The organism is Guyparkeria hydrothermalis (assembly GCF_023555385.1).
GTDB classification, from domain to species: domain Bacteria; phylum Pseudomonadota; class Gammaproteobacteria; order Halothiobacillales; family Halothiobacillaceae; genus Guyparkeria; species Guyparkeria hydrothermalis_A.
This window is the reverse complement of the sequence record NZ_JAJSED010000001.1, coordinates 146,347-172,276: the sequence shown is the minus strand read 5'-3', so window position 1 is coordinate 172,276 and position 25,930 is coordinate 146,347. Positions and strand designations below refer to the sequence as shown.

Annotated in this window: 24 protein-coding genes; 13 read left to right on the top strand and 11 right to left on the bottom strand. The window is 66.3% G+C overall.

All coding sequences use genetic code 11. The features are described 5' to 3' along the window. Nucleotides 1-12: 12 nt before the first annotated feature. From argA to LV476_RS00840, 4 genes are all read right to left on the bottom strand, one after another. Nucleotides 13-1,359: an amino-acid N-acetyltransferase gene (gene argA / locus LV476_RS00855; protein ID WP_250072376.1), complete on the bottom strand. Its 1,347-nt coding sequence runs from the start codon at nucleotides 1,357-1,359 to the stop codon at nucleotides 13-15. A gap of 124 nt (nucleotides 1,360-1,483) precedes the next feature. Further along, nucleotides 1,484-1,870 (bottom strand): cupin domain-containing protein, encoded by a 387-nt coding sequence (locus LV476_RS00850; protein ID WP_250072368.1) that lies wholly within the window; start codon nucleotides 1,868-1,870, stop codon nucleotides 1,484-1,486. A gap of 178 nt (nucleotides 1,871-2,048) precedes the next feature. Beyond that, complete coding sequence (gene argF / locus LV476_RS00845; RefSeq protein WP_250072366.1) at nucleotides 2,049-2,972, bottom strand: ornithine carbamoyltransferase; 924 nt, start codon at nucleotides 2,970-2,972, stop codon at nucleotides 2,049-2,051. 53 nt (nucleotides 2,973-3,025) lie between these two features. Beyond that, nucleotides 3,026-4,204: an aspartate aminotransferase family protein gene (locus LV476_RS00840; RefSeq protein WP_250072364.1), complete on the bottom strand. Its 1,179-nt coding sequence runs from the start codon at nucleotides 4,202-4,204 to the stop codon at nucleotides 3,026-3,028. Between the two features lie 267 nt (nucleotides 4,205-4,471). Between LV476_RS00840 and LV476_RS00835 the strand changes: the two genes are divergently transcribed. The 4 genes from LV476_RS00835 (at nucleotide 4,472) to LV476_RS00820 (ending at nucleotide 8,111) form a co-directional block, all read left to right on the top strand. Beyond that, complete coding sequence (locus LV476_RS00835; RefSeq protein WP_250072362.1) at nucleotides 4,472-5,821, top strand: TRZ/ATZ family hydrolase; 1,350 nt, start codon at nucleotides 4,472-4,474, stop codon at nucleotides 5,819-5,821. A gap of 29 nt (nucleotides 5,822-5,850) precedes the next feature. Then, nucleotides 5,851-6,642, top strand: a complete 792-nt coding sequence (gene ubiG / locus LV476_RS00830; RefSeq protein ID WP_250072360.1) for a bifunctional 2-polyprenyl-6-hydroxyphenol methylase/3-demethylubiquinol 3-O-methyltransferase UbiG — start codon at nucleotides 5,851-5,853, stop codon at nucleotides 6,640-6,642. Between the two features lie 205 nt (nucleotides 6,643-6,847). Further along, nucleotides 6,848-7,528 carry an HAD hydrolase-like protein gene (locus LV476_RS00825; protein ID WP_250072359.1) on the top strand — a complete coding sequence of 227 codons (681 nt, stop codon included), beginning with the start codon at nucleotides 6,848-6,850 and terminating at the stop codon, nucleotides 7,526-7,528. Nucleotide 7,529: 1 nt separating this feature from the next. Continuing rightward, complete coding sequence (locus LV476_RS00820) at nucleotides 7,530-8,111, top strand: hypothetical protein (RefSeq protein ID WP_250072356.1); 582 nt, start codon at nucleotides 7,530-7,532, stop codon at nucleotides 8,109-8,111. 19 nt (nucleotides 8,112-8,130) lie between these two features. Here the strand turns inward: LV476_RS00820 and LV476_RS00815 are convergent, their stop codons facing one another. After that, nucleotides 8,131-9,312 carry a methyl-accepting chemotaxis protein gene (locus tag LV476_RS00815; protein ID WP_250072355.1) on the bottom strand — a complete coding sequence of 394 codons (1,182 nt, stop codon included), beginning with the start codon at nucleotides 9,310-9,312 and terminating at the stop codon, nucleotides 8,131-8,133. A gap of 132 nt (nucleotides 9,313-9,444) precedes the next feature. Here LV476_RS00815 and LV476_RS00810 point away from each other — a divergent pair, with 132 nt between their 5' ends. Together LV476_RS00810 and LV476_RS00805 are read left to right on the top strand one after the other, a co-directional pair. Next, nucleotides 9,445-10,320, top strand: coding sequence for a phytoene/squalene synthase family protein (locus tag LV476_RS00810; protein ID WP_250072354.1), 876 nt, complete (start codon nucleotides 9,445-9,447; stop codon nucleotides 10,318-10,320). Between the two features lie 25 nt (nucleotides 10,321-10,345). Then, complete coding sequence (locus tag LV476_RS00805; protein WP_250072353.1) at nucleotides 10,346-11,104, top strand: SDR family NAD(P)-dependent oxidoreductase; 759 nt, start codon at nucleotides 10,346-10,348, stop codon at nucleotides 11,102-11,104. Here the strand turns inward: LV476_RS00805 and LV476_RS00800 are convergent. The 5 genes from LV476_RS00800 to epmB all read right to left on the bottom strand — a co-directional run bounded on the left by LV476_RS00800 (nucleotide 11,101) and on the right by epmB (nucleotide 17,632). Next, entirely contained in the window at nucleotides 11,101-12,282 is a 1,182-nt protein-coding gene (locus LV476_RS00800) for a class I SAM-dependent methyltransferase (RefSeq protein WP_250072352.1), read from the bottom strand. The two genes, LV476_RS00805 and LV476_RS00800, sit on opposite strands and share 4 nt — an antisense overlap. Further along, a complete protein-coding gene (gene folB / locus LV476_RS00795; RefSeq protein WP_250072351.1) occupies nucleotides 12,279-12,701 on the bottom strand; it encodes a dihydroneopterin aldolase in 423 nt (140 codons plus the stop codon). Before folB ends, LV476_RS00800 begins: the two co-directional genes overlap by 4 nt. Nucleotides 12,702-12,829: 128 nt before the next feature. Continuing rightward, nucleotides 12,830-14,920 (bottom strand): EAL domain-containing response regulator, encoded by a 2,091-nt coding sequence (locus LV476_RS00790; protein WP_250072342.1) that lies wholly within the window; start codon nucleotides 14,918-14,920, stop codon nucleotides 12,830-12,832. Next, the gene (locus LV476_RS00785) at nucleotides 14,917-16,545 is read right to left on the bottom strand and encodes a hypothetical protein (RefSeq protein ID WP_250072340.1); all 1,629 of its coding nucleotides are present in this window, start codon (nucleotides 16,543-16,545) and stop codon (nucleotides 14,917-14,919) included. Before LV476_RS00785 ends, LV476_RS00790 begins: the two co-directional genes overlap by 4 nt. 160 nt (nucleotides 16,546-16,705) lie before the next feature. After that, nucleotides 16,706-17,632, bottom strand: coding sequence for an EF-P beta-lysylation protein EpmB (gene epmB, locus LV476_RS00780; RefSeq protein WP_250072338.1), 927 nt, complete (start codon nucleotides 17,630-17,632; stop codon nucleotides 16,706-16,708). A 33-nt stretch (nucleotides 17,633-17,665) separates the two neighbouring features. Between epmB and efp the strand changes: the two genes are divergently transcribed. Together efp and LV476_RS00770 are read left to right on the top strand one after the other, a co-directional pair. Further along, nucleotides 17,666-18,235: an elongation factor P gene (gene efp, locus LV476_RS00775; RefSeq protein WP_250072334.1), complete on the top strand. Its 570-nt coding sequence runs from the start codon at nucleotides 17,666-17,668 to the stop codon at nucleotides 18,233-18,235. Nucleotides 18,236-18,271: 36 nt separating this feature from the next. Beyond that, nucleotides 18,272-19,249 carry an amino acid--tRNA ligase-related protein gene (locus LV476_RS00770; protein ID WP_349665989.1) on the top strand — a complete coding sequence of 326 codons (978 nt, stop codon included), beginning with the start codon at nucleotides 18,272-18,274 and terminating at the stop codon, nucleotides 19,247-19,249. A 22-nt stretch (nucleotides 19,250-19,271) separates the two neighbouring features. On the opposite strand, the gene asd is transcribed toward LV476_RS00770, so the two are convergent. Further along, nucleotides 19,272-20,162: an archaetidylserine decarboxylase gene (gene asd / locus LV476_RS00765; protein ID WP_250072327.1), complete on the bottom strand. Its 891-nt coding sequence runs from the start codon at nucleotides 20,160-20,162 to the stop codon at nucleotides 19,272-19,274. 105 nt (nucleotides 20,163-20,267) lie between these two features. Here asd and prmB point away from each other — a divergent pair, with 105 nt between their 5' ends. The 5 genes from prmB to LV476_RS00740 all read left to right on the top strand — a co-directional run bounded on the left by prmB (nucleotide 20,268) and on the right by LV476_RS00740 (nucleotide 25,681). Further along, on the top strand, nucleotides 20,268-21,230 hold the full coding sequence (gene prmB, locus LV476_RS00760; RefSeq protein WP_250072326.1) for a 50S ribosomal protein L3 N(5)-glutamine methyltransferase: 963 nt from the start codon (nucleotides 20,268-20,270) through the stop codon (nucleotides 21,228-21,230). A gap of 205 nt (nucleotides 21,231-21,435) precedes the next feature. Then, nucleotides 21,436-22,713, top strand: a complete 1,278-nt coding sequence (locus LV476_RS00755) for an NAD(P)/FAD-dependent oxidoreductase (protein WP_250072325.1) — start codon at nucleotides 21,436-21,438, stop codon at nucleotides 22,711-22,713. A gap of 369 nt (nucleotides 22,714-23,082) precedes the next feature. Next, nucleotides 23,083-24,285 carry a cupin domain-containing protein gene (locus LV476_RS00750; protein WP_250072324.1) on the top strand — a complete coding sequence of 401 codons (1,203 nt, stop codon included), beginning with the start codon at nucleotides 23,083-23,085 and terminating at the stop codon, nucleotides 24,283-24,285. Nucleotides 24,286-24,295: 10 nt separating this feature from the next. Beyond that, nucleotides 24,296-25,075, top strand: a complete 780-nt coding sequence (locus LV476_RS00745) for a 2-dehydropantoate 2-reductase (protein WP_250072322.1) — start codon at nucleotides 24,296-24,298, stop codon at nucleotides 25,073-25,075. Between the two features lie 318 nt (nucleotides 25,076-25,393). Next, nucleotides 25,394-25,681, top strand: coding sequence for a GIY-YIG nuclease family protein (locus LV476_RS00740; RefSeq protein ID WP_250072320.1), 288 nt, complete (start codon nucleotides 25,394-25,396; stop codon nucleotides 25,679-25,681). Nucleotides 25,682-25,930: the final 249 nt, after the last annotated feature.

Below are 25,930 nucleotides of genomic sequence, written 5' to 3'. Positions count from 1 at the left end.
GCGTGGCCGGGGTTACAGCCACTTGCGGAAGATGCGCGAGTTGCGCTTGAGGTTGTAGAGCGCGCGGCGCTGGGAAGGCAGGTTCTCGAGGCTCTCGTCGGCGAAGCCTTTCTCGCGGAAAAAGGCCATGGTCTGGGTCGAGAGCAGGAAGACGGATTTCAACCCGAGCGAGCGGGCACGGCTTTCCATGAAGGCCAGCAGCCGCGCGGCACGTCCGCCACCCTGGTAGGCCGGGTGGACCACCAGCGCGGCGAGCTCGGCGGTACCGTCCTCGGGGAAGGGATAGAGCGCCGCGCAGGCAATGATGTCGCCATCTCTGTCGATCACCACGAAACGGTCGGTTTCCAATTCCAGCTGCTCGCGCGAGCGGCGCACCAGCACGCCCGCCTGCTCCATCGGCTCGATCAGGGCGAGAATGCCGCCGATATCGTCGAGGGTTGCCGGACGGATGCGCTCGTAGGCCTCCGCGGTGATCAGCGTGCCGCAGCCATCGCGGGTGTAGAGCTCGACCAGCAGCGCGCCGTCGACCTCACGGTCGACCAGGTGGATGCGGTCGACCCCCTTGGAACAGGCGCGCACGGCACTGTGCAGGTGCAGCTGGAATTCGGTCGACAGCCGTTCGCCCTCGCGCTCCAACAGGCCCTCGACCTCGGCCAGGCTCATCGCCGTCGACAGATCGTCGAGCGGGTCAGTGAGGAAGATCAGCTTGTCGGCACCGAGTGCCACCGCCATGCTCTCGGCGACGTCCTCGGCACGCAGGTTGAACAGCTCGCCGGTGGGCGAGTAGCCGATGTTCGACTGGACCACGATCGAGCCGTCACCCAGCGCGTCGCGCACGCCCTCGACGTCCACGCGCCGCACCGCCCCGGTATGGCCGAGATCCACACCGTCGATCACGCCCATGGGGCGAGCGGTAACGAAATTGCCGGTCAGCACCCGCTGGGCCAGTCCCGACCCCGAGGCGAGACTCAGACGCGCTGAGAGCCAGGAGATCACGTCGAACTGCACCGCACCGACCGCCTCGGTCAGCGGGTCGATCATGGCCGGCTCGGTGACCCGCAAACCACCGTGGAAGCGCTCCTCGAAACCGGCCTCCTGGAAGCGGCGATTGATCTGCGGGCGAGCCCCGGGGACCAGCACCAGACGCACACCGAGATCAGCGATCAGGACGATATCGCGGATGAGGCGTTCGAAGCTCGCCGGTTCGTCGAGCGCCTCGCCGCCGAACGCAACCACGAAGACATGGTTCTCGTGCTCGCGGATGTAGGGCACGGCATCCCTGAGGCCGCGCACGAGCACCCGCGCTTCGCCGCTGGGCTGGCAGGTCGCGTTGAGGGCAGTATCCTTGCTGTCGCTCACGAATGTCTCCGAAGCCGCTTCCACGCGGGATTGACGATGAAAGCAGGATACCGGTCGCGGCGGCGAACATGAAGTGGCCCGCCCGGCGACCGCTCTCCACCGGCCGGGCCCGTCGATGATGGCCTCAGGCGCCAACCTGTCTGGCGACGTGGTCGATCACCTGCCCGTGTTCCTTCTGCGGACTGAACATCACGATGTCGGTCGCTTCCTCCGCGCGGACACTGTGCCCGGGCGGCCAGTAAAACAGATCGCCGGTGCGCGATGTCTCTTCCTCGCCATCCCCGTAGAGCGCAGTGATGGCTCCATTGACCACGTAGCCCCAGTGCGGGCTCTGGCAGAGATCCCCTTCCAGACCGTGCAGCAGCTCGGTGATGTCGGTGCCGGCACCGAAGGAAAAATACTCCGCCCCCATCGTTCCGTAGCCGCTGACGTCGCCGAAGTTCGTCTGCTGGCGCACCGTGGCCCCAGGGACATCGATCCGAACAGGGACGTCCGCTTTCGCAATATGCATGACCCTACCCTCCCCTTGTGATCGCCAGCCGTGCGGCTGGCCACTGCCCGCAAACCGGGCCCCACCCCCACTGCCCGGTCGCGCGAACAAGGGGTACAGGCAGAGAATAGTCCGAAAAAAAGACCGGTCCCCTGCGGGAAACCGGTCTCTGTCTCGATGCGGGCTGACGCCCTGTGGATCAGGAAGCGTCCGGGAATTCGCCCAGGATCAGGAACTCGACCAACGCCTGCTGGGTGAACATGCGCGCCTCGGCCTCGTCCCAGACCACGCTCTGCGAGCCGTCGATGACGTCGGCGGTGACTTCCTCACCGCGGTGGGCCGGCAGGCAGTGCATGAACAGCGCATCGTCGTTGGCGCGCGCCATCAGCTCGGCATTGATCTGGTAGTCGTGGAAGTCGCGCAGGCGGCGCAGACGCTCCTCTTCCTGGCCCATCGAGGCCCAGACGTCGGTGACCACCAGATCGGCGTTCTCGACTGCCTGCGCGGCACTGTCGACCAGCGTGACGCGGTCACCCGCCGGCCCGACCACATCCGGATCCGGCTCGTAGCCTTTCGGTGCGGCAACCACCAGGTCGAAGTCGAAGGTGCGCGCGGCGTTGATGTAGGAGTGGCACATGTTGAAGCCGTCACCCACCCAGGCGACGCGCTTGCCGGCAATCGAGCCACGGTGGCGCTGGTAGGTGTAGATATCCGCCAGCAGCTGGCAGGGGTGGCTGCGATCGGTGAGCGCATTGATCACCGGCACGCGGCTGTTCGCGGCGAAGGTCTCGACCATGGCGTGGTCGTTGGCGCGGATCATGATCGCATCGACCATGCGCGACATCACGCGCGCGGAATCCTCGACCGGCTCGCCACGACCCAGCTGGGTGTCGCGCGGCGAGAGAAAGATCGCCGAACCGCCCAGCTGGGCCATGCCCGACTCGAATGACAGCCGCGTACGGGTCGAGGCCTTCTCGAAGATCATGCCCAGCACGCGACGGGCCAGGGTGTCGGGACGCTCGCCGCGTTCGCGGGCGGCCTGCAGCTGCCCCGCGCGCTCGAACAGGGCGCGGTACTCCTCGGCGGTGAGATCGAACAGACTCAGGAAGTGACGTGTGGACATAGCGTTTCGATTCATTCGGTTGGGGAGCCGCCCCAGCGGGCCGCCCCGGAATATCAGTTGGCCGCGTACCAGTCGCGGATCACGCCGACGACGCGATCGGCGATCAGGTCGGCCTGCGCGGCACTCAGGATCATCGGCGGCAACAGGCGGACCACCGAGCCAGCGGTGACGTTGATCAGCAGACCCTGCTCGAGCGCACGCCCCACGAGCTCTCCGGCCGGACGATCCAGCTCGATGCCGATCATCAGACCGCGGCCTCGTACCTCGCGGCAGGAAGACAGTTCCGACAAGCCCTCGCGGATGCGGTTCATAATCTTTTCCCCGAGCTGCTCGGCACGAGTGACCAGGCCGTCCCGCTCGACCACGTCGAGCACCGTGGCGGCGGCACGGCAGACCAGCGGGTTCCCGCCGAAGGTCGAGCCGTGGCTGCCCGGGGCGAACAGGTCGGTGGCCCGCCCCGCGGTCAGGCAGGCGCCGATCGGCACGCCATTGCCCAGCCCCTTGGCGAGACTCATCACGTCCGGCAACACGCCCGCCTCGTGCTGGAAGCCGAACCAGCGGCCGGTGCGCGCGATGCCGGTCTGGACCTCGTCGACCATCATCAGCCAGTCCTGTGCGTCGCACAGCTCGCGCACCGCGGCGAGATAGCCCTCGGGTGCGGGACGAACGCCGCCCTCGCCCTGCACCGGCTCGAGCAACACCGCGGCGATCGTCGGGTCATCCGCCAGTCGCTCGAGCGCGTCGATGTCGCCATAGGGCACGCGAACGAAACCCTCGACCAGCGGCTCGAAGCCCTGCTGGATCGCCGTGTTGCCGGTGGCCGACAGCGCGGCCAGCGTGCGGCCGTGAAAGCTGTGCTCCATGACCGCGATCTTCGGTGCCTCGATCTCGCGCCGACGCCCGTGCAGACGGGCGAGCTTGATGGCCGCCTCGTTCGCCTCGGAGCCGGAATTGCCGAAGAAGACCTTCTGCATGCCCGACAGAGCCGCCAGCCGTTCGCCGAGGGTCTCCTGCCAGGGAATGCCGTAGAGGTTGGAGGTGTGGATCAGCGTCTTGGCCTGATCGCACATTGCCTCGGCCAGATCCGGATGCGCGTGGCCCAGACCGGTCACGGCAATGCCGCTGACCGCATCCAGGTACTGCACGCCCCGCTCGTCCCAGAGGTACGGCCCCTCGCCACGGGCGAAACGGACGGGCTGGCGGTTGTAGGTGGGCAGCAGAAAGTCGCTCACGATATTCCTCAATCAGCACCCCCGGCCTTTCCCGGCGGCACAAAACCAAAAAAGCGCTCCCCGAGACGACGAGCGCATTGAATCTGTTGCGTTTAGTAAGACCCGACTCGGACGAACGCAGGCGCGTGAGCGCGGTTCGGAGGGGCAAGCTCCCGAGCATACCACGATTCGCATTTATTTCGACAACGACCGCCCCGCCCCGGCATGCTAGGCTTTGGCGGCACATCGTGCCACCCATTCCCCGCTACCGGCATGCACCGTTCCGACATGGCAAACGACCACCCCGCTACCCAGATCCTCGCTCCCCGCTGGCTGATCCCCGTCGCCCCGCACGACGAAGTGCTCGAATCCCACGCCGTATGGGTAAGTGACGGGCGCATCGAGGCAATCCTTCCCCGCGAGGAGGCCGAACGCCGTCAACAGGCAAGCGCCCATCCCGTCGACTGGATCGATTTGCCCGAGCATGCCCTGATACCAGGCCTGGTCAACGGCCACACCCACGCGGCGATGAGCCTGATGCGCGGACTGGCCGACGACCTGCCGCTGATGACCTGGCTCGAGGAGCACATCTGGCCAGTCGAGGGGCAGATGCTCGGCCACGACTTCGTCCACGATGGCACCATGCTCGCCGCACTGGAGATGATCCGCGGCGGCACCACGACGCTCTCGGACATGTACTTCTTCCCCGAGGCGGCGATCGAGGCGGTGCAGGCCGCCGGCCTGCGCGGCGTGTTCGGCATCGTGGTGATCGACGCGGCCAATCCGTGGTCCGCCGATCCCGAGGAGGCACTGGCCAAGGGGGTCGACCTGGTCAACGACTGGCGCCGCCATCCGCGGGTCGAGTTCACGCTCGCACCGCATGCCCCCTACACCGTTGGCGACGCGGCACTCGAACGGGTGCGCACCATGAGCGACCAGCTCGATCTGCCGGTGCACATGCACGTCCACGAGACAGCACACGAGATCGAGACCGCCATTGCCGCCTATGGCGAACGACCGCTGGCACGACTCGACCGGCTGGGACTCCTGAACGAACGCGTCGTCGCGGTCCACATGACCCAGCTGACCGACGAGGAAATCGCCCGGCTTGCGGTCACCGGTACCCACGTGCTGCACTCGCCACAGTCCAATCTCAAGCTCGCCTCGGGCTTTTGCCCGGTTGCCAGACTGCTCGAGGCCGGCGTCAACGTCGGGCTGGGCACCGACGGCGCGGCCAGCAACAACGACCTCGACATGCTCGACGAGATGCGCACCGCTGCTCTGATCGCCAAGCCGATCGCGAATGACGCCGCGGCGGTGAGCGCCCATCAGGCCCTGCACATGGCGACCCTCGGCGGGGCACGGGCCTACGGCCTGGATGACCGAATCGGCTCCATCGAGCCGGGCAAGCGGGCGGATCTGGTGGCGGTCAATCTCGACGAACCGGAGACCCAGCCGGTGTTCGACCCGGTCTCGACGCTGGTCTATAGCGCCTCGCGGCGGCAGGTGAGCGACGTCTGGGTGGACGGCCACGCCCTGCTGCGGGGCGGCCGGTTGCGCCAGCTCGACTCCCGGGCGATCATCGATCGGGCCAATGCCTGGCGCGAGCCGATCCGGCAGGCCAAGCCCGCCGGCTGACTCCACGTTTCCCCTCGGCGGACTCCATCATGACCTCGACCACCGACACCATTGACACCTCGTCCAGCGCCACCCCCGACGAACTGGCGCATTTCAACCGCCTGGCAAAGCAGTGGTGGGACAGCGACGGCCCGTTCGCCTCGCTGCACGCGATCAACCCGCTGCGCATGGCGTTCGTCGAAACCCATAGCGACGCCGGCGACAGCCGCGTGCTCGACGTCGGCTGCGGCGGCGGCATCCTGGCGGAGGCGCTCGCGCGCAGCGGCGCAACGGTCACCGCGCTCGACCTGGCCGAGGACGTGATCGCCGTGGCCCGCGACCACGCCCCGGATTACCTCGAGATCGACTACCGCATCGCCGACGTCACCCGTTTCGCCCCCGAGCATGCCGGCGAGTATGACGTGGTCACCTGCATGGAGATGCTCGAGCACGTCGAGGAGCCGGCGCGCATCATCGAGGCGCTGGCCGAGGCGGTTCGCCCCGGTGGCCACGTCTTCCTGTCGACGCTCAACCGCAACGCCAAGTCGTGGCTGCTCGGCATCGTCGCGGCGGAATACCTGCTCAACATGGTGCCGCGCGGCACGCATGACCATCGCCAGTTCATCCGTCCGGGCGAGCTGGCACGGATGGGCCGGGCGGTGGGCCTCCGGCCTATCGCCTCGACCGGGATTGTCTACAACCCGCTCACCCGCGAGTTCTCGCTCAACGACCGCGACCTGGACGTCAACTACCTGATGGCGTTCGTAAAGGAAACTCTGCACGATTCGATGACGTCTCTGCGGGACTCCAAGGGTCCAGATGCAAGGCGCAGTCCGCTGTGAAGGGCCGTCGCCCTTTGCAAGGACGGGAACGCCACAGATGGGCCCTTGGAGGCCCGCCCGAACGGGGCTCGCGGGTTTGCCCGCACTCGTCGTTACCGTCCCTCGACGGGCAACGAGCCCGTCTTCGGTCCGGCGCCTCGATTGCGAACAAACCCGCGAGCCAGAGATGCCATCGAATCGTGCAAAGTTTCCTAAAGGAGTCCTGATGCTGCCCATCCCGAAAGCGATCCTGTTCGACCTCGACGGCACCCTGCTCGATACCGCCCCCGACATGGCCGCCGCCCTCAACCGGCTACGCGCCGAACAGGGACTCGAGCCGATGCCGTTCGACCAGATCCGACCGCACGTCTCGAACGGCGCGCGCGGACTGCTCGGCATCGGACTCAAAATCACGCCAGAGGCAGCGGACTACCCCCGCCTGCGGGAACGCTTCCTGACCCTCTACGCCGAGGACCTGGCCGTGCACACCTGCCTGTTCCCGGGACTGGAGGCGCTAGTCGAATCGCTTGAGGGGCGTGATCTGCCCTGGGGGGTGGTGACCAACAAGCCGGGCGGGCTGACGCACCAGCTGCTCGAAGCCCTGTCGCTCGAACCGGCGGTAGTGGTCTGCGGCGACGAGCTCGAACGGGCCAAGCCCCACCCCGATCCGCTGCTGTTTGCCGCCGGCAAGCTGCGGCTGGCCCCGGTGGACATCTGGTACATCGGCGATCACGAACGCGACATCATCGCCGGCAACGCGGCCCACATGCCGACCATTGCCGGGCGCTGGGGATACCTGGACGGCGAGCGTCCGATCGAGGACTGGGGGGCCAGCGTCGTGATCGACACCCCCGAGGAAATTGCCGGCCTGCTCGAGACGAACAACCCGCACGAGGCGAGCGCCTGAGATGATCCCGCGCGTCACCGCCCTGCTCGCCTGGCCCCTGGAGGTGAAGCTGCGACAGGCTCCGCTGGTGCCGGTGACCGAGCCGGCCAATCTCGGCGACCTGATCGCGCACTACCGCGCCCGGTTGCCGGCCTTTCGCCCCCCGTGGTTCGACCAACTGGATACGACCGATCAGGCCCGTGTCGACGGGCTGATCACGGCGGTGCTCCTGCTGGACGGCTGGATGGATGCCCACGCCGATCAGGCCGCCGAGCACGCCATACGCCTGCCGGCCGACACGCTTGCCGAGATGAAGGTCACCGAAGCGCACTGGCAGGACAAGCGGGTCGACTTCGCCTTCCGCCGCTTCAACGAGCATTTCGCCGGCCAGATCCGGCGCGTGCTTCAGGGGGCGGCGGCGCTGGGCCAACCCTGGCTGGGTGGCTGGCGCTATCGCCTGACCATCGCGCGGGTCGAGCAGATCCTGCGAGAACGTCAGGTCGACCCGTCACTCTGGTTCGACGACCGTGCGGGTCGCCACGGGCTGGCGAAACTGATGGCCGGCGCGCGCATCGGCTGGCGGGTGGTGACGGGCCGCGGCTGAGCGGCCTCTCGAAAACGGGTCAGAGCTGGAAGCGCGACACCTGGTCGGCCAGCCGACCCGCCTCGCTATTGACCGACTCGACCGCAGCGCTCGCCGACTGCATCGCCTCGGCATTGCGCTCCACGACTTCCAGCAACGCGTTGAGATCCGCGGTGAGCCGCTCGATGGATGCGTGATGCTGATGACCGTGCCCGGCCGCCCCCTCGGTGAGGGCCACGGTCTGCGCCACCGACTCGAGCATATGGGACAGGCCGCCCGAGGCCGTCTGCAACGAGCGCTCGGCATCCGACGAGTACCGACTCGCCTCCTGCATTTTCTCGTCGGCGGCGGTCACGTCGCGGCCCAGCGTCTCCATCACCAGACCGATCTCGCGTGCCGCATCGGCGCTGCGCCCCGCCAGCTTGCGCACCTCGTCGGCCACCACCGCGAAACCGCGGCCGTGCTCGCCGGCACGGGCCGACTCGATCGCGGCGTTCAGCGCCAGCAGGTTGGTCTGTTCGGCCACCGCATCGATAGTGGCCGTCATGCCGCTGATGCGGTCACGGGCGGCGACCAGCGAGGTGATGATGGTGGCCGTTTCCCGGACACGCTCCTGTGAGCGGGTGATTGACGTGACGCTTTCCCCCACCTCGTCCCGCGTCTGCTCCGCGCGCGACTGCATTTCGCTCGCCTGTTGGCCGGCCTCGACGATCGCGTCGACCAATCGGTCGCCGCCGTCGGCCACCTCGCGAGCCTCCCCGAGGGTGCGCTCCCGCTGCGACTGAACCCGCCCCTGGGCGTCCATGACGCTCGAGACACTGTCGTCGAGGCTACCGGCGGCATCGGAAAGCGAGTCACTACTCCGGTTCAGGTCGCCGATCTGGCCGTGCAACTGGTCGATCATCGCGTTGATGCTCGCGACGATGTCGCCGAGCGAGTCATTGCTCTTGATGCTGCACTTCTGGGTGAGATTGCCCTCGCGCACCGCGCCGGCAATCCGCGCCAGGGCCCCCATGCGGCGCAGCAGGATCAGATGGGCCAACCCGTAGTTGACGAAACCGACGGTCAGGCCCGCGCCCAGGCACCCGGCAACGAACCACCCCAGCATGCCGTCACGAAACTCGACGAAGAACGAGGCAAACACGGGGAAGATGGCTCCCATGACGACGCCCATGCCGACAAACGACCATTTCAGGCGGCGCAGAATGCTGGGTTGATTCATCGTTCGGGGCACCTTGCTCGATCAAACGGCGTGGAATGGACACTCGGTATTCGCTTTATCGACCCCGGCGGCGGTTTCTTGAGCGGCAGGCGTCACCGGGCACGTGCGGGCGAACTGGTATGATCCGCGACCATGAACCGCGAAGTCCCCAGCCCGAGCGTCGATCCGCAACTGGCCCACGCCGAATGCGAGCGACTGGCGCGCCCGGTCGGCAGCCCGTTCCGTCTGGCCAGCCTCAAGCTGCCGGCCGACCGGCAGCAGGCGATCACTGCCCTGCGGGCGCTGGACGTCTCGCTGGCCGAAATCCCCGAGACGGTCAGCGAACCGCAGGTCGCGATGGCAAAGCTGGACTGGTGGCGCGAAGCGCTGCTGGGCATGACGCAGGATCGCGCCGAGCACCCGGTGATCCAGTCACTGCTGACAAGCCTGGATGCGCTCGGTCTCGGCGAGGAAGCGCGCAGCGAGGACTCGCCCTTGGTAGCCCGCCTCGAGGAACGGCTCGGCGGCGCGCGTATCGAGCTCGAATACGAGGGGTTTGCCGCCGAGGCGGATCTGGAGGCCTATCTCGATGCCCGCTATGCGAGCCTGTTCGCCCTCTATGCTCGCCTGCTGGAGGCGACGGACGATGAGGTCGACGCGGCGGCACGACTGGGTCGCTGGCACGGGCGGCTGGACCGGGCGCGTCTGCTGGGCCGCCATGCGCGCAGCGGTCGCGTCTACCTGCCGCAGGAAACCCTGAACCGCCACGGGCTCGACGAGGCCGACCTTTATCGAGATGCCGGGCCGGACAGCCGCGAAGCGCTGTTCCGCGAGGAGCTCGAGCGCATCGGCACCGGTCTCGGCGACTGGCAGGCAAGCGGCCGGCCGCCGCGCCTGTTCCGCATCCTGCGGGCCATCGACCGCGAACACCTGCGGCTGATGCGATCTGCCCCCGAGGAACTGACGGCCGGCCGGGTGGAAATCAGCCCGCTGCGCTGTTGGTGGCTCGCCTGGCGCGCCGCCTGGTAACTCCGTCACACACCAAGGATTCCCGATGACCGACTCGTCCGCCCCCGATACCTCGTTCGCCGGCCAGGTGGTCCTGATCAACGGCGCCAGCGGAGCGCTCGGCACGGCCACCGCGCAGACACTCGCGGCACGCGGTGCGACCCTGATCCTGCTGGGGCGAAAGCTCGACCAGCTCGAACGGCTGGCCGACGATATCGTCGATCGCGTACTCCCCGACGTGCCCGACGAGGCACGCGGCGAGCCGCCGCTGATCCAGCCGGTCGATTTCTCCGGCGCCGCGCCCGAGGACTACGAACAACTGATCACGGGGATCGAACAGGCCTTCGGCCGGCTCGACCTGCTGGTGCACGCCATGGGCACCGCGGGGGAGCTGGCCCCACTGGCCCACGCCGAGCTGATGAAGTTCCAGGAAAGCCTGCACGTCAATCTGACCGCACCGTTCGCACTGACGCGCGCCTGCTGGCCACTGCTGGAGCGGTCCAAGCAACCGCGCGTGCTGTTCTTCACCGACCGGGGCACCGAGGCCTTCGGCAGTGCGCACGATATCGCCCACGCGGGGCTGGAACGGATGATCCACCAGTGGGCGGCGGAGGCGCCGCAGGTGTGGATCACGGGATTCGACCCGGGCGCGGTCAACAGCCGCCTGCGCCATGCCCGTTTCCCGGGCGAACTTGCCGAAGATCGCCAGCCGCCCTGTGCGGTCATGCCCGCCCTGCTCGACTGGCTGGAGCATGGAGAGAGTGGCGCCATCCAGCGCCTCGCAGACTCGAGCGCGTCTGACTAACCGCCTAGTCGCAGCCGCATGACACGAAAGCGCTCGCCCATCTCGGTGGGCATGACCAGCTCGCGGAATTCCTGAGCCAGCTGCGCCTGGTCGGCCAAAGAGTCGCGCGCCTGCAATGCCCGCTCGACCGCCTGCGGAACGTCGGTGCCCAGCAGCCATTGGGCCTGGCTGCGCTCGCCGTCGATGGCGAACCCAGCGGCTTCGGCTGCCTGCTCGACTGCCTGGAAATCCACCCAGGCGGTGATGTCCTGCAACCCGGGATAGACGAACGGGTCTTCGTGCGCGAGGTGGCGGTAATGGCACTTGAGGGTGCCCTCGTCGCGATCCGCCCGGTAGATATCGGCGGTGTGGCTGCCGTAATCGAACAGGTAGATCCAACTCTCGCCGCCCGCACCGAGCGCGGCGACCATCTCGGCCAGCCAGGGTTCTAGTTCCGGATTGTATTCCGCCAGCACGGTCTCGCGCGGCGGCACGATCGGCCGCTCGATGCGGGCAGCGATCGCCTCGACCGCCGCCCGCAAGGCGTCATCCGCCGGCCGGGCTTCCCAAACGAAGCGCTGGCCGTCGAAGCCCACCTGCATGCGCTCGGCGGTCTCCGGCTTGCCCGGCCACCAGCGAAAGCGCTCGACCGGCATGGCGTCGAGAACCTCGTTGGCGATCACGATCCCGCCCGACCAATCAAGTGCCGACCAGGCGTCGATCCAATGCACGCGCTCGACCAGCTCAGGCGGCAGCGATGCGCGCAGATTGTCCGCCTGGCGGGCCGCCAGCGCCGGAGAGATCTCGAGGATGGTGTAGCGCTCGGGGAGCGCGTCGTCGGCGGCAAGGTGCTCGAGCAGGTCGATTGCCAGCCTGCCCGAGCCGGCGCCGACCTCGAGGATCTCGGCCTCGAGGCCCGCTGCTCGAGCCTGATGCCATTCGTAGGCCAGCCCCGCCGTGAAGAAGCGGGAACGCTCGGGGGCGGTGATGAAGTCACCGCCCGGACCGAAGGCAACCTGGCCGCTGCCGTAATAGCCCAGCGTGGGGTGATAGAGGGCTGTGGCCATGTAGTCGGCGAACGGAATAGGCCCGTCGCGCATTCGATCGACCAGTTGCTCGATCAGCTCGAGGCTCTTGGCCTGATCAGCCGAGCTCGGCGCCGGCAGCTCGAACCCTTCCTGACGGGAACTGGGGCTCATGCGCCCTCCCCGGCAGGCGCCTCCCGCGTGATTTCCACGCCCACACCGGCGGCCTCGGCAAGGGCATGCGGCTTCATCGCCCGCAACGTCACGCGCCGAATCGGGAACTCCGCCAACAGGGCCTCGCAGGTCGTCTCGGCCAGAGTCTCGACCAGCTGAAAACGCCCCTCGCGGGCGATCTCGGTGACGCGCCGCGATACCGCGGCGTAGTCGACCGTCCGGTCGATCCGTTCGCTGGCCGCCGCATCGCGAAACGAGTCCACCTCGAGCACCAGGTCGACACGCAGCGGCTGCGGGGTCTCCCGTTCATGCGGCAGGATGCCGATGATGGTCTCGAATTCGAGCCCCTGGACCAGGATGCGGTCGGTGGACCGGCTGGTCTTCAGGGGCGGGGCTAGGGGTCGGTCGGCGTCGGTCACGGCGTCGGTTCTCGAGAGTGGGCGAAGTGGCCCGGCGGGCGCCGGGCGGCGCTCATCTTAGGAGACGTCCACGGGAATTGGAAACCCCGCGGATTCGCGGGGTCGTTGGCTTTCCCGAACGGCGACCATCAGAACTGGGCGAAATCGAACTCGAGCGATTCCTGGGGGGCCTGGATGAAGTCGCCCTGGACGAAATCGACGCCCAGCGGCCACAGCACCTGCAGGCTGGCCGCATTCTCGACGTTGGGCACGATCACGGCCATGTCCGCCTGCTTGGCGTGCTGCACCACCTCGCCGACCCGATCCTGGTTGGCGCTTTCCTGCGCGAAGTTCTCCAGGAGACGGCGGGCGATCTTGATGGTCGAGACCGGCAGGTGGTCGAGGATGCGGAAACCATCTTCTCCTGAACCGAAGCCATCGAGGATCAGTTCGCCACCCAGCGGACGCATCGCCTCCTGCATGTCGGCTAGGTGACGCAGGGCGTGACCCGCCTTGTTGACGGAGACCTGGATCGCGAGGAGCGTGTCCGGCAGGCGGGTCATCTGCAAGCGCTGGACGAGCCACTTGGAGAATTCGGGGTCGTGCAGCGACGCGTCGCTGATCCGGATGTAGAGCTTGGGCTTTTCGCCCGCCTTCACGCCGTTGTGGATCTGCTTGATCGCGGAGAGGACCACCCAGCGGTCGATCGACTGGATCAGGTCGCCGCGCTCGGCCTGGGAGAGGAATTCCGCCGGCGAGATCAGGGTGCCGTCCTCGTCGACCATGCGCACGAAGACCTCGTAGCGGCTGATCTCCCTGTCGCCGGTCAGGGAAACGATCGGCTGGAACACCATCGAGAAGCGGCTCTCGCGCAGCGCGGCCTTGATCTTCCGCGCCCAGGCCTCGTCCTGTTCGCGTTCGGAGGCGGTCTTGATGTCCGGCTCGTACAGCCGTGCCTGGTATTCGCCCTCCTGCGCGGCCCGGTTGGAGGCCCTCTCGACGCGATCGACCAGCTCGGCCGCGTTCGGCGGCGAATTCTCGTCGAGCACGAGATAGCCCGCCGAGGTGATCACCGTGACGGACGTGGTCCCCTGGGTGAAGACGTACTCGCGCGCCAGCTCGTTGAGGGCGTGGGCGAGCTCGGCCGTGTGGTCGCGATCCAGCCGGCCCAGCAGCGTCAGGAAGGAAAAGGCGCCGTGACGAGCGACCAGCCCCTGACCACCGACGCGCTCCTCGATCTTCTTGCCGAACTCCGTCAGGACATTGTCCATGCCGGTGGTGCCGATGTGCCGCTTGATTTCCTCGTGGTTGAGGATCTCCAGCAGCAACAGGGCGCCGCTGCCCTCTTCCTCGGCCTCGATCTCCGCACGCCGGGCCTCGATCTGCTCGAAGAGGTAGTTGCGGTTGTACAGGCCCGTGAGCAGGTCGCGCCGGGCAAAATATTCCAGCTGCTCGGAGATGTCGCCGACGTCTTCCTTCACCTGATTGGCGAAGATCTGCAGGCAGGGCTCGCCATCGAACGACGCGGCGGTGCTGTTCACCCTCACGTCGATCTCGTGGCCGCCGTTGGTGCGGAAGGTAAAGGTGTCCTCGGCGTCCTCCGTCTTGAGAAACGCCTTGAGCCGCTGTGCCGAATCGCCCGCGGCCAGATCGAGGATCGGCTCCTCGAGCAGGTCGTCGATGCTGTCGAACCCCAGCAGATCAAGGTAGGCCCGGTTGGCGTAGATGTGCAGGCCGTCCTGGATATACGCCACCGCCTCGGCGGAGCCGTCGATCAGCTTCTGGCAGCGCAGCTCGGACTTGGCCAGCTGAATGACCTTGTTTTCACGATCCTTGTGCAGCAGGCCCGTGGCCACGGCGCGCATCAGCAGCGGCTCGACCAGGGCTTCGTGCTCGATCACGACGAACGCCCCGGCCTCGAGAAAGCCCTCGACCTGCTCGGCATCAGCCGTGTCGTCGTAGACCACAATCGGCACCCCTTTGAGTGCCGGCTCTCGGTCTGCCAGCTCATTGAGTGCCGTCAGCATCTGCTCGGCGCTGTTCTCGAATTCGACGTAGATCACGTCGACGGGGTTCTTCGCAATTTCCTGGCGCGCGGCATCGAAATCGGGAGCGTTGTGCACGCCGGCCTGCAGCCCCGCGTTGCGCAACTCGCCTCTCAGGGCGATCGAGTCATTGACCGACCCCGTGATGTGCAGGATGGAAAACGGTGTGTTTTCGATGGATTCGACAAGGGTCACGCGTTGCTAGCCTCCATGACCACCAGATGCGAACCGACCATCACGATTCGCTCCAGGTTGAGATGTATGTCTGTGCCCTGCTCCCGGATCACGGTCACCTGACTGCCGTGATCGGCGAGATCCGGCGGCAGGATCAGCTGATCGATCCGGTTGCCATCCACACGGGCGAGTACCGGCCACGTGGCAGATGTCTGCGACGAGGCGCCGCTCGGACGGGCGAAATAGGCCATCCAGTCGCCATCGAGCCGTTCGGCGCCCATGTCGATGGTGCGGTTCCCCTCATCGAGGTGACGCACCCAGCGAATCACGCCGAGCCCGACTACCGCCTCCAGTCCGCCCGCCTCATCGTCCGGGTCCCGCTCGATGAGAATCAACTCGTCCACCGCCGCCCGGCTGTTATCGGCCAGCCGCCAGTGAAGGCGCAGGCCTCGTTCGGACAGATTGACCACGTCCCAGGTGGACGGGCGGTTCAACCGCGGGCCGACCCGCCTGCGCTCGGCATCCGGCATGGCCTCCCAGTCGATGTCGCCCTTGGCGCCGCCATCGAGCTCGAGCTTGAAGTCGTGGATGCTCGGCGCCTTCTTGACCTGCCCGTGCACCGGCCGCTCCAGCCCTTCCCAGTCAAGCCCCGAGATAGTGAGATGCTGCGAAGCGCGCACGCTGTAAAGCATCTCATCCAGCAGCCGATGATGCACGCTGTGAAAGCCGATGGTGATCAGCGAACGCTCGCCGAGCGCCGAATCGTGATGTTCCTGCCGGCGCGTTTCCCGCGAGGTGAGGAAGAACTGCAGCCGGCGCAGGAAGCCACGCAGCGCCACCCGGCACTCCTGGCCCAGTCGCTGGGCGGTCTCCGGGCGATAGAGCCGCTCCACGCCGACGTAGACCGCCCCGTCAACGGTCGCCTTGCCGCCCCGTACCGCGATGTGAGGTGCCAGCCGGCCGGTCATGTCGACGAATCGCGAGGACCCCGTCGGCCGTCCGGTGGTGATCTCGACCTCGGCGGCGACTTCGCGCAGGCAGGGATAGAGAATCGCCATCTCCTCGACGGTCAGGGCATAGGGATTGACCATGCCTAGCAGCAGGATCGCGACATAGACGTCCCGGACGCCATCCCAGGCCGCCGGTCGGCTGGCGTCGAGATCCCGGCAGGCGGCGCGCGCGAACTGGTGCAAGTCGGCAAACAGCGGCTGCGGGACGCCGACATACAGCTGATAGCAATCGAGGATCAGCCGCGCGGCCCACTCCACCCGATTCCGATGTGCGCTGGCCTCGGCCAGCATCGCCTCCGGGCTATCGCCGGCCTTGGCAAGACCGAGTTGCAGGTTGGCCAGCGACTGGGCGGCGCGATAGAGCGTGAACAGCGCCGAGAGCTGTTCATGGGCCGTATCCGTGATCGGCAGTGAACTCTGCCGCAGGCCTCGTCGCAATGCGGTCGCTGTCCGAGCGATCTGGGGTTCGAGTACCGCGATCAGATCGGCCAGGTCCTCGTCGCTGATTTCCTCGAGATCGGCGCGTCCGAGAAACCCGGCCAGCAGACTGGCGGCCCGGGTCGGCTCGGCGACCGCGATTCGATCCAAGAGTGCCTGCAGATCATCTGCGGCATTCGTCTGTAGTGTTTCCGGCATTGACGAAGCTCCCTTTCCCGTCCCTGCCGGGACGCGCCTACCGTAATTCCGTTATTCTCGCCGCCATCCGGACGGGCCGTTGATCATACTGTATTCAATGCGCACGCTGGAATCTACGCACCCGCGTCGCCAAGGGCATGATCGCGCGGTTGTGCTCCGATCAAAGCGGCGTCTTGCTCGGCTCGCCGGCCTGCTCGACCACGAACGTCGGCACAAGGTATCCCGGCAGCCTTGATCGCAGGGTATCCACCAGTGCGCGACCGGCATCGGCACCCACGGCAAAGTGCGCCGCCCCGGCCACCGGGTCGAGATGATGCAGATAGTAGGGCAGCACCCCCTGGTCGAAGAGTGATTCGGACAGCGAGGCCAGCACCTCGGCGTCGTCGTTCACCCCATGGAGCAGCACCGACTGGTTGAGAAGCGTGACGCCGGCGCGCTGCAGCCGATCGAATGCCTCCCCGCTGGCCTGAGCGAGCTCGCGAGGGTGATTGACGTGGGCGACCAGCACTACCGGCACCGGAAAGGCCGCCAGCGCCTCGCAAAGGCGCTCGTCGACGCGCTCGGGGGACACCGTGGGAATGCGGCTGTGGATGCGCAACCGACGCAGATGCGGCAGCGCGGCCAGTCGTTCGAGAATCCCGGCCAGGCGGCGCGAACTGAGCACCAGCGGATCGCCGCCGGAGAGGATCACCTCGGTCATGTCCGGATCGTCGGCGAGGTAGTCCAGCGCGCGGTCGAGCGCCGCCTCGTCGAGACGCTGGTCGCCGTAGGGGAAATGGCGGCGGAAGCAGTAGCGGCAGTGCACCGCGCAGGCGCCGGTCAGCACCAGCAGCGCCCGGCCATGGTACTTGTGCAGCACGCCGGGCACGGCATTGGCGGCAAGATCACCGACCGGGTCCGCATCGAACCCGGGCACCTCGAGTGACTCGCGCGGGTCGATACGAAACTGGCGGGCAACGGGGTCGTCGGGGTCGCCGGCGTCGATCTGCGACTCGACCAGCGGAGTGGTCAGCTCGACGAATGCTTCGTCGGCACGATCGGCGCGGTGCTGGGATGTAGAGGGGTTATCGGGTATGATCGCGGCCATTTCCAACGACTTTCGATTGACTGACAGGTTTCCATGGCTACTTACAGCACCAACGAATTCCGCTCCGGCCTCAAGGTCATGCTCGACGGCGACCCGGCCAACATCGTCGAGAACGAGTTCGTCAAGCCCGGCAAGGGCCAGGCATTCAGCCGGGTCAAGCTGAAGAACCTCAAGACGGGCAAGACCATCGAGCGCACGTTCAAGTCGGGCGAATCGATCGAGGCGGCCGACGTGCTCGAGCTGGAGATGCAGTATCTCTTCTCCGACGGCGAGGAGTGGCACTTTATGGACCCCGAGTCCTTCGAGCAAGTCGTGGCCACCAAGGAAGCCGTCGGCGATTCGGCGCAGTGGCTCAAGGAACAGGACATGTGCCAGATCACGCTGTTCAACGGCAACCCGATCCAGGTGCTGCCGCCGAACCACGTCGAGCTCAAGGTCGTCGAGACCGACCCGGGCATCCGCGGCGACACCGCCACCGGCGGCACCAAGCCGGCCACGCTGGAAACCGGCGCCGTGGTCAAGGTGCCGCTGTTCATCGAGGAAGGCGAGGTGCTGCGCTGCGACACCCGCACCGGCGAATATCTCTCGCGCGTCAAGAACTGACGCGCCCGAAGCATCGGTTCACCCTCCTCCCCTGACGTGGACTGGCGCCCCGGCGCGAGCCGCGACATGCTCGTCCGGCGGGCACGCCTCAAGCGCTGCCTGCGCGAGACCCTCGACGAGCGTGGCTGGCTGGAGATCGACGCCCCCAGCCTGATCGACAGCCCGGACTTCGAGCCCAACATCGCGCTGTTCCGCGTCACGCTCGCCGACGGCACTCCGGCCGGCAGCCTGCACAGCTCGCCCGAGCTGTCGATGAAGCGCATCCTTTCCGCCTATCCGGACCTGCCCGGTCTCTACTACCTGGGGCCGGTGTTCCGGGCCGGCGAGCGCGGCACGCGCCACAACCCCGAATTCACCATGCTCGAGTGGTACGAGACCGGTGCCGACCTGGCGACCGGTATCGAGACCAGCCTGTCGCTGATCCACGCCGCCGGCGAGGTGCTCGGCCAACCCGCCAGCGCAGTGGAACGACGCGAATACGGACCACTATTCCGAGAACACTGCGGGCTCGATCCGTACATTGCCGATACGGAAAGCCTGCGAATGGCAGCCAGTGAGGCCGGCATCACCCTGAACGACTCATCAGGCATGCGACGTGACGATTGGCTGGATCTGCTGATGAGCACGGTAATCGAACCTACCTTCCCGGCCGGACGGCTGACGGTGGTGACCGGCTACCCGTCCAGTCAGGCAGCCATGGCCCGACTGGAAACACGGGAATTCGAGGGGCGACAAACGACGATCGCCAGCCGGTTCGAGATCTACGGTGGCACACTGGAACTCGCCAACGGCTACGACGAGCTGACCGACCCTGCCGAGCAGGCGCGCCGACTTGGCGTTGATGGACAGATAGCAGAGGCAGCCGGCACCCAGCGGCGCTTTCTCGACGCCCTGGAACACGACGGCCTGCCCGCCTGCACCGGCGTGGCGCTGGGCGTCGACCGGCTGCTGATGTGGCTGACCGGCAGCGATGACATCGATCAGGTGATCCCGTTCAGCAACGCCCGGGCGTGACCCGGCCCATCACCGCTCGACGTCAGTCCTGCGCGCTGGTGGCCTGAAGCCGCTCGCCCAACTTGATGGGCATCTCGGTCTGCCAGCGCGGATCGAAATCGACCCCGGGCGCGGTGAGCAGAATCACGGTCGAGCCCATATTGAAGCGCCCCATCTCGGCTCCCCGCTTCAACCGAATCGACAGGCCATCCTCATCCCGATACGCCCAGCGCCCCACCTGGCGCTGCGGGCTCGGGGTGACCAACCCCGCCCAGACTGTTTCGATCGCCGAGACGTTGATCGCGCCGACCAGCACCATTGCCATCGGCCCATCAGCCGTGTCGAACAGGCAGACCAGGCGCTCGTTGCGGGCAAACAGGCGCGGCACCTCGGCTACCGTGCCGGTCGAGACGGAGAACAGCCGCCCCGGCACGTGAATCATCTCGCGCAGCGTCCCGTCGACCGGCATGTGGATGCGGTGGTAATCCGACGGCGAGAGATAGAGCGTGGCGAACGAGCCGTCCTTGAACTGCTCGGCCAGCTCGGCATCCCCTCCCAGCAGGTCGGTGGCGGTATAGGCATGCCCCTTGGCCTGGAAGATATTGCCCGACTGGATATGGCCGATCTGGCTGATCCCGCCATCGACCGGGCTGACCCAATCGCCAGCCTCGCCCTCGATCGGCCGTGCCCCATCGGCCAGTGGGCGCGTGAAAAAGGCGTTGAAGGTCTCGTAGGCGGTCGGGTCGGGCTGTGCCGCCTCGTCGAGATTGACGCCAAAAGCGCGCACGAAACGACGGATCAGCCAGGTGGTCCAGGGCGCCCGCCAGCGGGTGACGCGGAACACCACGCCCGAAATCAGGTGATGAGGCAGGACGTACTGCAGACGCGCCCAGAGACGCGATTGCCATTTCACGGTGTTCGTTGCGGATGCCATGGTGCCTCGCTTGGCGAAAGAGTGCGGATGGGAAGGTAGTATTGTGCCAGAGTCATATCCAGCCGCCCCGGTATTCACACGCGCACACGCGACGGTCTCCACGCCATGATCCCAACCGAAGCACACGACCCGAGACCCGACACGCTCGGCAATCACGACCACCTCGAGACCATCCTCGACTTCGTCCGTTGGGCCGCCAGCCGCATGGACGAGCACGGCGTATTCCTCGGCCATGGCACGATGACCTATCTGGACGAAGCCGCCTGGCTCGTGCTGGAGGGATTGCGCCTGCCCCCGGATCTCGACCGCAGCTGGTGGGACGCCCGGCTGACCGGCGAGGAACGTTCGCAGCTAGCCGAACTGCTCCGCCGGCGATGCCTCGACCACATTCCGACGGCCTACCTGCTCAACCGGGCATGGTTCCTCGGCCAGCCCTACTACGTCGACGAGCGCGTGCTCATCCCGCGTTCACCCTTCGGCGACCTGATCCGCGACGATTTCAAGGGCGTGCTGCATCACGGCCGACGCATCAAGCGCGCTCTGGACATCGGCACCGGGTCCGGGTGCATCGCGATCGCCCTGGCCGAACATTTCCCGCAAGCATTGGTCATCGGCAGCGACATCGACTTTGGCGCACTGGCGGTCGCGTCCCACAACGTCGCCGACTACCACCTCGAGGACCGCGTCGAGCTGGTGCAGTCCGACGGGTTCGACCAGCTACGCGACGACAACGACACCCCACTGGTTTTCGACCTGATCGTCAGCAACCCGCCCTACGTGCACCCCGACGAAGCCGAGGACCTACCGGCGGAGTACGGCCACGAGCCTGCCGGCGCCCTGTTCGCGCCCGACCAAGGGCTGGCACTGGTCGAACGCCTGCTCGATCAGGCCCCCGCCCACCTCGAACCGGGCGGCTGGATCTTTATCGAGATGGGCAATGGCCGCCACTGGTTCGACGAACGCTGGCCCAATCATCGCGGCCTGTGGGTGGACCTCTCCCCGGCACCGTCCTCGATCATCGGCTTCCCCCGCGAACACCTGGCCGACTGGCGTGGCAAGACGACCTGACTGCCGCGCGTTAATTGTTTACTAATATACTTGGCCTTGAATTCTGTTGCGTAAATTCAACAGCTTGCCAAGCTACCTCGACGAGAAATTGATTTTCTCAATGACATAGCTTGATTTTCCCCGACCCCTGGGTGAACAATCGACCCCGAGGATTCTTCGCGGGCGAAAGGCGCCCGAGGGTCACCATCAACAGGGAGAGCATGTCATGGCACATATCGTCATTCTGGGTGCCGGTATCGGTGGGTTGCCCGCCGCCTACGAGGCCCGAGAAGCCCTAGGCGACGAACACCAGATCACGGTGATCAACGCCGAGCCCTACTTCCAGTTCGTCCCCTCCAACCCATGGGTCGCCGTCGGCTGGCGCAACCGCGACGACATCACCTTCCCGATCGAGCCCTACCTCAATCGCAAGAAGATCGACTTCATTGCACAACGGGTCGACCGCATCGACGCCGAGGGCAACCGCCTCGACCTGGCCGATGGCCAAGTGGTCGACTACGACTACCTGATCATCACCACCGGCGCGAAGCTGATGTTCGACGAGGTGGAAGGCGCCGGCCCGCACGGCGGCCACACCGAGTCGGTCTGCACCATCGATCATGCCGAGCAGGCCTACGACGACTTCAAGAAGCTGGTGGAAAACCCGGGGCCGGTGATCGTCGGCGCCATGCCGGGGGCGAGCTGCTACGGCCCGGCCTACGAGTACGCCTTCATCCTGGACTCGGCCCTGCGCAAGAAGAAGATCCGCAACAAGGTGCCGATCACCTTCGTCACCGCCGAACCGTACATCGGCCACCTGGGCCTGGGCGGCGTGGGCGACTCCAAGGGCATGCTCGAGTCCGAGATGCGCTCGCATGACATCAAGTGGATCACCAACGCGAAGACCACCAAGGTCGAAGAAGGCATGATGCACGTCGAGGAGCTCGACAGTGACGGCAAGGTGAAGCAGACCCACGAACTCCCCTTCAACCATTCGATGATGCTGCCGGCCTTCAAGGGCGTCGATTGCGTCGCCAACGTCGAGGAGCTGTGCAACCCGCGCGGTTTCGTCAAGGTCGACGACTACCAGCGCAACCCGACCTACAAGAACATCTTCGCTGCCGGGGTGGCCATCGCCATCCCGCCGGTCGAGAAGACGCCGGTACCCACCGGCGCGCCCAAGACCGGCTACATGATCGAGTCGATGGTCACCGCCATCGTGCACAACATCCAGGCCGAGCTGACCGGCGAGGGCGAGCCGAATTCCAAGGGCACCTGGCAAGCCATCTGCCTGGCCGACTTCGGCGACCGCGGCGCGGCCTTCATTGCCATGCCGCAGATCCCGCCGCGCAACGTCAACTGGTTCGCCGCCGGGCGCTGGGTGCACCTGGCCAAGATCGCCTTCGAGAAATACTTCATCCGCAAGATGAAGAAGGGCACCTCCGAGCCGCTGTACGAGAAGTACATCATGCGTGCGATCGGTCTGAACCGCCTGGAGAAATAGACCTATCGCCCGAGGCGAAACCCCACGACGGCGCGCCCACCAGCGCGCCGTTTTTCGTTTGCGGCAGTTCACAACCTAGCATGCGCCAATTTACGGCGAGACACACCCGCACCCAACAGGCGTCATTCCCGCGAACGCGGGAATCCAGAAATCGAAGCCGCAGAATGGACGAAGGACCCCTTCCTCCAAAGTCACCGCCAGGGCCTGGCTCGACGGGTAGCCCGGACCACGTGCCCGTGGATTCCCGCATTCGCGGGAATGACGAGTGGGGTGGCCACCTGACCATGTTTGCTCCCGCCCGACCACTCTACCCCGCTCCGCCTTATCCGTTAGACTTCCCCTCACCTATCCAAACGCAGGGAAACGGCCATGCCCGGTTCGACGCACACCACCATCGACCATGTGCTCGGAGAACTCTCCGTCGAGACCTTTCTCCGCGACTACTGGCAGAAAAAACCGGTCCTGATCCGAGGGGCCATCCCGGGCTTCGAGAGCCCGCTCGCCCCCGAGGAACTGGCCGGGCTTGCCTGCGAGGCTGATGCCCCGTCGCGCCTGATCCTCGAGCACGGCGAGGAGCGCGACTGGCAACTGAAAATGGGGCCGTTCAGCGAAGACGACTTCCGCGCCCTGCCCGAGGACGGCTACTCGCTGCTGGTCACCGACTGCGAAAAGCTGATCCCCGAGCTGATGGAGATCGTCGAGCGCTTCCGTTTCGTGCCCGACTGGCGCATCGACGACCTGATGATCTCCTACGCCCCGCCGGGCGGCTCGGTCGGCGCGCACATCGACGACTACGACGTCTTCCTGCTCCAGGCCCACGGTCGGCGCCGCTGGCAGATCGAGAACCCGCCGGTGCACACGGCCTATCGCGAAGGGCTGGACGTGCGCATCCTCACCGACTTCACCCCGACGGACGAGTGGGTGCTCGAGCCGGGCGACATGCTCTACCTGCCGCCGGGCATCCCGCACCACGGTGTGGCGCTGGACGACTGCATGACCTATTCGGTCGGCTTCCGCGCCCCCACCCAGGCGGATCTCGTCGGCGGCGTCTGCGACCGGCTCGCCACGGTGGCCACGGAAGACCGCTACCGTGACCCCGACCTGACACCGGCCGAGAATCCGGGTGAGCTGCCCGTAGCGACCCGCGAACGGTTGCGCCAGTGGGTGCTCGAGGCGATGGCTACGGACGACAGTCTCGTCGACCGTCTGATCGCCGAGACCCTGACCGAGCGCCCGGTCGACCATGCTGCGCTCTACCCGCGCTATCACGAGGAAGAGATCGCGGGCATCCTCGACCACCTGAACGAGGTCGCCGAACTGCAGCGTACCCCGGCCTCGCGCTGGCTGCTGCTGGAACCGGCCGGCGACGACCCGGGGCGGCTGTGCATCGACGGCCAGAGCCACGAACTGGATGCCGAAAGCCTGCCGCTGGCGCGCTTCCTCAGCCAGCACATCGTTGTGGAGGGCGAGGCGCTGGCCGAGCGGGCCAGCAATGCCAGCGCGCGCATCCTGCTGGAGAAGATCCTGACCGCGGGGCAGCTGCTGATCCCCGACGAAGACGAACAAGACTGAGGAGAGATTCATGACCCAGCCGTTTGCCACCGAATGGGGCGTGATCGGCGCCGGCGAGATCGGCGGCGTGCTCGCCCATGGCCTGTTGAAGACTGGCCACCCGGTCTTCCCGATCGGCCGCGAGACCGACATCGCGACCGCCCTGGCGGCAAAACCCGATCTCGACGGCCTGTTGGTCGCCGTCGGTGAGAAGGACCTCGACCCGGTGCTCGAACAGATCCCGAGCGTCTGGTTCAACCGCCTGGTCCTGATACAGAACGAGCTGCTGCCCGGCGACTGGCGCAAGCACGGCATCGAGACCCCGACCGTCGCTTCGATCTGGTTCGAAAAGAAACCGGGCAAGCCGGTCAAGCCGCTCGTTTCCTCGCCGGTGCACGGCCCGAAGGCCGAGGCGCTCGTTCAGGCGATGCAGTCGCTCGATATCCCGGCCCACCGCGTCGACGATGCCGACGAGATGCTCGAAGAGCTGGCTATCAAGAACGTCTACATCCTGACCACCAACATCGCCGGGCTCGAGACCGGCGGCGACGTGGAGCACCTCTGGTCCAACCACCAGCAGCTGGCGCGTGATACCGCCGCTGACGTCATCAGGCTGCAGGAAGCGAAAGTCGGGCGGTCATTGGACCACCAGCGACTGATCGACGGCATGGTGCGCGGCTTCGACGGCGACCCGCAACACCAGTGCATGGGACGTTCAGCACCACAGCGGATGGCGCGGGCGTTGGCTCAGGCAGGAGAACTGGGCGTAGATATGCCGGCGATCAAGGCGATTGCTGACAAACACCGCTGAGCGCCCAAGGTTGAGACTGCCATGCGGCCGTACTGTTATTTAGGGTCGAACGATGATCGGTCAGCGACGGCTTCCTGGATTCCCGCGTCCGCGGGAATGACGGTTTCTTGAGGTTGGACACAGCACTTCGAAGGGGCGGGCTCCGATTAAAGAGAGCGTATCGGTCTGCCGTTTACGCCGTGCTCGATCATGCCCCCTGATCGTCATTCCCGCGAAAGCGGGAATCCAGAAAACGAAGCTACCGGAGCAACCCAGTAATCTCAGGGGAGCACGGAAAGCTCCCGCTCCCTATTCAACCCGACCAGGAGTTTCAAAGGAATGAAACAACCCTGCGTCTACCTCCTCGCCAGCCGACGCAACGGCACGCTTTATGTGGGCGTGACCAGCAACCTCCCACAACGCGTCTGGCAGCACCAGAACGATCTGGTAGAAGGCTTCACCAGCCGCTATGGCGTGCACACCCTCGTTTGGTACGAAACCCACCCGACCATGGAAGGCGCCATTGCCCGGGAGAAGGCAATCAAGAAGTGGCGGCGGGTATGGAAGATCGAATTGATCGAGGCCTTCAATCCCGACTGGCGGGATTTGCATGACTCCGTCGTTTGATGCGACCTTCAGCCTTTGTTGCCAACCGAAGGCCGGGCTGGATTCCCGCTTGCGCGGGAATGACGGTCAGGTGGTAGCGCCGACGTCAATATGGCGCGCCACCTCGTTCCTGATCAGATTGATCGGAGCCGCTGGTTTGACGGTTTGGTTGAAACGTAAAAGGTCGTCATTCCCGCACAAGCGGGAATCCAGTGAACGGAGCCACCGCCTCCCCGGGAACGCAGGAACAACAAAGGGGCCCAATGGCCC